This is a genomic window from Arthrobacter sp. H14 (assembly GCF_000520495.1).
In the GTDB taxonomy this organism is placed as follows: domain Bacteria; phylum Actinomycetota; class Actinomycetes; order Actinomycetales; family Micrococcaceae; genus Arthrobacter_C.
Window position 1 is genome coordinate 1 of record NZ_KI914694.1, and the last position, 6410, is coordinate 6410.

At 61.7% G+C, this 6410-nt stretch carries 5 protein-coding genes and 1 pseudogene; 3 read left to right on the plus strand and 3 right to left on the minus strand.

The window, feature by feature from the left end:
• Nucleotides 1–490 precede the first annotated feature (490 nt).
• From Y707_RS0119695 to Y707_RS0119705, 3 genes are all read right to left on the minus strand, one after another.
• Entirely contained in the window at nt 491–808 is a 318-nt protein-coding gene (locus tag Y707_RS0119695) for a hypothetical protein (RefSeq protein ID WP_026536344.1), read from the minus strand.
• 338 nt (nt 809–1146) lie between these two features.
• Nucleotides 1147–1749 (minus strand): histidine phosphatase family protein, encoded by a 603-nt coding sequence (locus Y707_RS0119700; protein ID WP_253905280.1) that lies wholly within the window; start codon nt 1747–1749, stop codon nt 1147–1149.
• Between the two features lie 27 nt (nt 1750–1776).
• The gene (locus Y707_RS0119705) at nt 1777–3201 is read right to left on the minus strand and encodes a CCA tRNA nucleotidyltransferase (protein ID WP_026536346.1); all 1425 of its coding nucleotides are present in this window, start codon (nt 3199–3201) and stop codon (nt 1777–1779) included.
• A 71-nt stretch (nt 3202–3272) separates the two neighbouring features.
• Here Y707_RS0119705 and Y707_RS0119710 point away from each other — a divergent pair, with 71 nt between their 5' ends.
• The 3 genes and pseudogenes from Y707_RS0119710 to Y707_RS33010 form a co-directional block, all read left to right on the plus strand.
• A complete protein-coding gene (locus tag Y707_RS0119710; protein ID WP_051442227.1) occupies nt 3273–3803 on the plus strand; it encodes an NUDIX hydrolase in 531 nt (176 codons plus the stop codon).
• Between the two features lie 8 nt (nt 3804–3811).
• A complete protein-coding gene (murJ, locus tag Y707_RS27745) occupies nt 3812–5506 on the plus strand; it encodes a murein biosynthesis integral membrane protein MurJ (protein WP_051442228.1) in 1695 nt (564 codons plus the stop codon).
• Between the two features lie 132 nt (nt 5507–5638).
• Nucleotides 5639–6410 (plus strand): annotated as a pseudogene (locus Y707_RS33010) (ABC transporter substrate-binding protein); the annotation flags it as partial.

Sequence of the window (6410 nt, forward strand, 5' to 3'; positions counted from 1 at the left end):
TTGACCAAAGCTGCGTCCGTGCCGCAATCCACATTGAATGATCACCCGTTCCTGTCTGGAGAGCCGGCCACTTCCCGATATTCCCTCACTGACGGGCGGATCGGCCAGACCACCACCGCTATATCCTTTTTTGAGTTTCATCCCACCAGCATCACGCCACCACACGCTTCCGGAACCTCGGCACACGCCCAACCGCGCACCGACTTCTCCCATCGGAACTCCGGAACATATCAATCGGAAAAACTCATCCCTGAGCTGGATCGATTTTGGCCTACCTTTTGGCATCCCAACACTCCTCAATAATCAGAGCGTTGCATTGACCCTATGACTTTGCCGCTGTGAAGCCACCACTATTGTTCACCAGGCGACCGGCGGCTGATCGGCGTCGTTAAAGGCGGAAGCCCGCGCAGGGAAGCGCGGGCTTCGCTCGGATCAGGACTGAGACAGAACATCAGTACCTCCTGCTCGGTGCCCCTTTTGGGCGGCATATTTACTTGATGTACATGATGTGCTGCGGCGAGATGTGGCGCGCTGAGACGTCCTGCGCGTTCGGCAGCCCTCGACTTGGGTCCTGGCTGCGTATTCGCTTCCAGTAGGAAACGCTGTCGCGGATTTTCTTTCCCACGGTGATCACCTCCTTTCCTGGTGGTTTTGGTGTGTCACCAACACCGTCGACGTCGGCAACCGGCTCACGCTGGATGACGGCAGGGGCGGAGAAGATGAGTTCTGATGCCGGCGAGGGCTGATCGGGAACGACCGAGCCGGAAGGTGCCAAACCGGGCTGTTGGGCAGATGTAAGAGTGCGCACTGGGATTCCTCAAGATGGTTTTGATCTGAGGCCTCCGCGCAGAAATGCGCCGGAATTACTTAAACTTGTGCTGTCGGGCGAATTACCGGACTGAGCAAAGAATTAGCGCGGGAAAATTGCGGAGGCGGGGCTGGCAGCAGACATGGCTGCATACGGCGTAAAGACGCCCATGTGGCAAATCTTAAAATTATTCACATTCCCCACCTCCTTTTCATACCGAACGCTAATAGAAACAATGTGCGAGATTGAGCCTTCCCAATCGCACAGAAATAACGGTACAGCAGTAAGTAATTTTTTCCCAGCAGAAAGCGGAAACTTTTTAAAAAACTTTCCGGCGCCTACACACTCCAGGAAAGCACGGCGGGCGTTTCCCGGTCCCAGCCGAGAGTGCAGACCTTTCCCGTTCCAATGATGAAGTGGTGCCCCGCCTCCGGCGGCAGTCCGATCCACCTTGCAGTGAGCAACCGCAGGAAGTGGCTGTGCGCGACCAGCAGGACGCTTTCCACACCGGACGTTTGCGCACGTTCGATCACCGCGTCGGCCCGGTCGGCAACCTGCCGGGCGGATTCGCCGTTGGGCGCGCCGTCGCTCCAGATGGACCAGTCCGGCGAAGTCTGCCGGATCTCATCCGTCTTCAGGCCTTCGTAGTCGCCGTAATCCCATTCGACTGCCCGGGACTCGACCTCCGCGTCGGGAAACCCTGCCAGCCCGGCGGTGTGCTGGGCGCGGCGGAGGGGCGAGGTGAGAACCAGGCCGAAGGAGATTTCAGCGAGCCGCGGCTTAATCTCCGCGGCGAGCTTTTCCCCTTCGGGAGTCAGCGGGACGTCGGTCAGACCGGTGTGCTGGCCATCCCGCGACCACTCGGTCTCTCCATGGCGCAGCAGCCACAGCCGCGTTCTGTCCGACTTGTGGTTCGCCACGTCGCTGATCCGGCTGGTCACAGGCTTCCTCCTCGTTCAGGTGCGGCTTTATTCCGCGTATTCAGGCTGCTCGGCCCACCATGCTCGAAGCTTACGCTCGGCCTCGGATGCTTCCAAGGGACCGTGCTCCATCCGCTCATTGAGCAGGAATTTATAGGCACGCCCGACGACGGGACCCGGCTTGATCCCGAGCAAGCCCATGATCTGCTCACCATTCAGGTCAGGCCGGACGGACTCCAGCTCTTCTTGCTCCTGCAGCTTTCCGATCCGGATTTCCAGGTCGTCGTAGGCGAAGGCCAGCCGGTCGGCCTTCCGTTTATTACGCGTGGTCACATCCGAGCGGGTCAGCCTGTGCAGCCGTTCCAGCACCGGACCGGCGTCGGTGATGTAGCGCCGGACGGCCGAATCTGTCCAGCCGGCCTCCCCGTAGCCGTAAAACCGCATGTGCAGTTCCACCAGGCGAGCGACTGCCTTAATGCTGTCGTTGTCGAACCGCAGCGCCTTCATCCGTCTGCCGGTGAGCTTCGCTCCGACAACTTCGTGGTGCCTGAAACTGACGCCGCCGGAAGGTTCGAAGCGCCGCGTAGCCGGCTTGCCGACGTCGTGCAATAACGCTGCAAACCGCAGGACGAAATCAGGACCGGGCACCGCGCCGTCGTCGCCAGTTTCCAGCTCCACCGCCTGCTCCAGCACGGTCAGCGAGTGCTGGTAGACGTCCTTGTGCCGGTGGTGTTCGTCGATTTCCAGCTTGAGCGCCGGCACTTCGGGGAGCACGAATCCGGCCAGTCCGGTCTCCACCAGCAGGTCCACCCCGGCCCGCGGATGGGCGCCACAGATCAGCTTGATCAGCTCGTCACGGACCCTCTCGGCGGAAATCATTTTGATTCGCTCGGCCATATCGGTCATCGCCTGCGACACTTCCGGCGCCACCTGCACCTTTAACTGCGAGGCGAAACGCGCGGCCCGCATCATCCGCAGCGGATCATCGGAGAACGACGTCGATGGCGGTCCGGGGGTGCGCAGAACGCCTGCATGCAGGTCCTTGACGCCGCCGTAAGGATCCACCAGCTCCATCGACGGCAGCCGCAGCGCCATCGCGTTTATGGTGAAGTCCCGGCGCAACAGGTCATCCTCCAGCGACGCGCCGAAGACAACCTCGGGTTTGCGGGAGTCGGCGTCATAGGCATCCGCGCGGTAGGTCGTGACCTCAAGGGTCAGTCCCTTCCGGCGCAGGCCGATGGTGCCGTACTCGCGGCCAATCTCCCAGTAAGTGTCCGCCCATTTGCGTACGACGGCGATAATCTCGTCCGGCGTGGCGTCGGAAGTGAAATCCAGGTCCGGTGAAACACGCCCGAGGAAGAGATCACGGACCGGTCCTCCGACCAGGGAAAGCTCATGTCCGGCGCCAACGAACAGCTCTCCGAGCTCTAGAACAATGGGGTCGAGCGTCGAGGGATCAAAGAGCTTCACCATAGTGGCTTAAATCCTGCCAGACTTTCACGTGCCGTTCATCACCGGGTCTAAAAATCGTTAGAGTGGTCTGCATGGCGCACCCAGTCCCGAGAGCACCGAAGCGGACCCCATTGACGGTGTCAATGGGGTCCGGTTCCATGCCTCCGGCGCATACTGGTCTGCCCACGGTCGAGGAGGTTTCGGCGGGTGGCGTCGTCGTCGATACCGCCGATCACCTGCAGCGGGTGGCCATTATTGCCCGGTTGAACCGCGGCGGCAGGCTTGAATGGTGTCTTCCCAAGGGCCATCCCGAGAATGAGGAGTCCAACGAGGAAGCCGCCGTCCGGGAAATCGAGGAGGAGACCGGGATTGCCGGGCATGTCCTCGCGCCGCTGGGAAGCATTGACTACTGGTTCACCGTTTCCGGACACCGCGTGCACAAGACGGTCCACCATTTCCTCCTCAGGGCCACCGGCGGTGAACTCACCATCGAGAATGATCCGGACCATGAAGCGGTCGACGTCGCGTGGGTGGAAATCGCGGACCTTGCCAAGCGGCTCTCGTTCCCCAATGAACGCCGAATTGCCGATCTGGCCCGCGAAGTGCTCCCGCAGCATGTCTAGAACCGCCGATGACTGCTTCAACCTCCACTGACCGGCCCGCGCCCAACGCGGCGCGCTCGAGCGTCATCATGGCGGCCGGAACCGTTGTCTCCCGCGGCCTCGGGTTCCTCAAAACCATGCTGCTGGCGATCGCGCTCGGCACCGCCACCGGCGTGGCGGACATTTTCGACGTCGCGAACCAGATCCCGAATATTATCTACTTGGCGGTCGCGGGTGGGGTCTTCAACGCCGTCCTGGTGCCGCAAATTATCCGTGCCAGCAAGCGCGAGGACCGTGGCGCGGATTACGTGAGCCGGCTGCTGACCCTGATGGTCCTGGTCATGTTGGGCCTGGCCGCCGTCATCACGCTTTCGGCAGGCTGGATCATTCCGCTGCTGACCACCGATTTCGACGCCGCCCAGATCGCGTTGGGAATTACCTTCGCACTGTGGTGCCTGCCGCAGATTTTCTTCTACGGTCTCTACGCGGCGCTGGGGCAAATCCTTAATTCCTATGGTTCATTCGGTCCTTATATGTGGGCGCCGGTGGTCAATAACGTCGTGGCGATCGGCGGCCTGCTGATGTTCCTTGCCCTGATGGGCGGGCAGGAGATGGAGCAAGGCCGGGCCGTTGCGCATACCGTGGAGAACTGGAGCACCCCGCAGACCCTGTTGATCGCAGGCACGGCGACGCTGGGAATCGCCGTGCAGTCGCTGGTGCTGATCTGGCCGGTGAAGAAGCTGCGGTTGGGCCTGCGGCCCCTGTTCGGCTGGCGCGGGATCGGCCTGGGACGGGCCGCGAAACTCGCCATCTGGACACTTGGGACCATGATTGTCGGCAACGGCGCCTTCCTGATTTATACCAAGATCGGAACGATCGCCACGGGTTCCCGCGACCAGCTCGAAGGGGCAGTCGCCGGACCGTACACGCTCACGGCGGCAACCATGGTCTACCTGCTGCCGCACTCGATCGTGGTGCTATCGGTAGCGACTGTACTTTTCAACCGGATGTCGCACGCCGCCAGCAACAACGACGACGACGCGATGCGCCACATTCTCTCCCGCGGCCTCAGGACTGTTGGAGTGGCGACGGTTTTCGGCGCGGTGGCCCTGCTGGTACTGGCCGGACCGCTGGGAATGCTGTTCAGCGGCGGTTCCGCACCGGCCGGCGCCCTGGTCGGCATCGTCCTGTCGCTGCTTGCCCTTGGCCTGCCCTTTTTCAGCGCCAACTTCATGATGAACCGGGTTTTCTATTCCCTCGAGGACGCCCGGACCCCCTTCATCATCCAGCTCATCCTCACCGCAATCGGAATCAGTCTCGCGGTCGGTGCGGCCATGTTCCCACCTCAGTGGGTCATCTTCGCCCTCGCCACCAGTTACACGCTCGGCACCATCGCGGCGGTCGTCGTATCCCACCGGTTCCTCAAGAAACGGTTGGGTAATTACGACGGCGGCCGCATCGTAGCTGCCCACCTCCGGATAGCGTGCGCCGCGCTCGGCTCCGGAGCTGCCGGCGTCGTCGTCGTTTGGCTGTTTGGAGGCTACAGCCCGGACGGATTTGTTTGGAATTCCATCCTTTCGGCCATGCTTGTCGTGGCCGTTGGCGGAACCGCGATGGCGGCTGTGTACCTGCTGTTGCTGAAACTCTTCCGGGTCGACGAGCTCAAGGAATTTCTCGACCCAGTGCTGGAAAAGCTGGGCCGCGGGAGCGGGGCGCGGCATTAAGGGGCAGCACGTTTTGGACTGGGGTCCGCGGTGCTGACAGGCTTTAGTCAGGTCGCGGAAGGTAAGATCTGTACAACTTAATTATTCGATCGTGTCCAAAATGAATTAGCACAGCCTAGTTGGGAGGTAACCGTGCCACAACGCGTTGACGTAGGCTCCGTATTGGGCGGTCGCTACAAGGTCACCGGTGAAGTGACTGCATCTGCAGAAGAGGATCTGGTTCTCGATGGAGTGGACCAGGTTCTTAACCGCAGCGTCAGCATCCTGGTAGCAGGACCGGAAAATGCAGAACAAGTAGCCACCAGCGCGAGGGAAATCGCCACCGGTGAACGCCCGGGCAATGTCCAGGTCCTGGACCTCGGCTTAACGGATGGCCGGACATATTTAGTCACGAACCACACTTCGGCAGCGGATTTGCTCGATCTGGTGGTCGCGGCCAACCCTCCCTATGTTGAACCGTTTTTCACGGATACCCTCGGCACGGAAATTTTCGGCCAGGCTCGGCCCACGGAACCCGAGCATTATGACGACCGCTATCAACACGTCCGGTATGAAGATGAGCCGCGACCGATCGTTGAGACGCCGCCGGCCAGGACCCACCGGCCGATAGTTCCACCGCCGCCGACCTCGCCGCCACGCAGTGCCGGCAGAGGGCCGGAGAGCGGAGACATCGATTCTGCCGGAACGGGAGCGACGGCGGCTTCCGCGGCCGCCGCAGCAGGTGCAGCGTCCGGCGCCACCCAGCAGCATCGCGAAACACCGCCGCCGACGACGCAGAAGCCAAAGGTAACGCTTTGGGATGACAATGACTACGGGCATGTCGACGAGGAGCCGCGCCGAGGGCCGCAGGAGAACGAGCGGCGCGGCTACGGTGCCGCCGCAGCCGGAGCGGCTTCGGGACGGG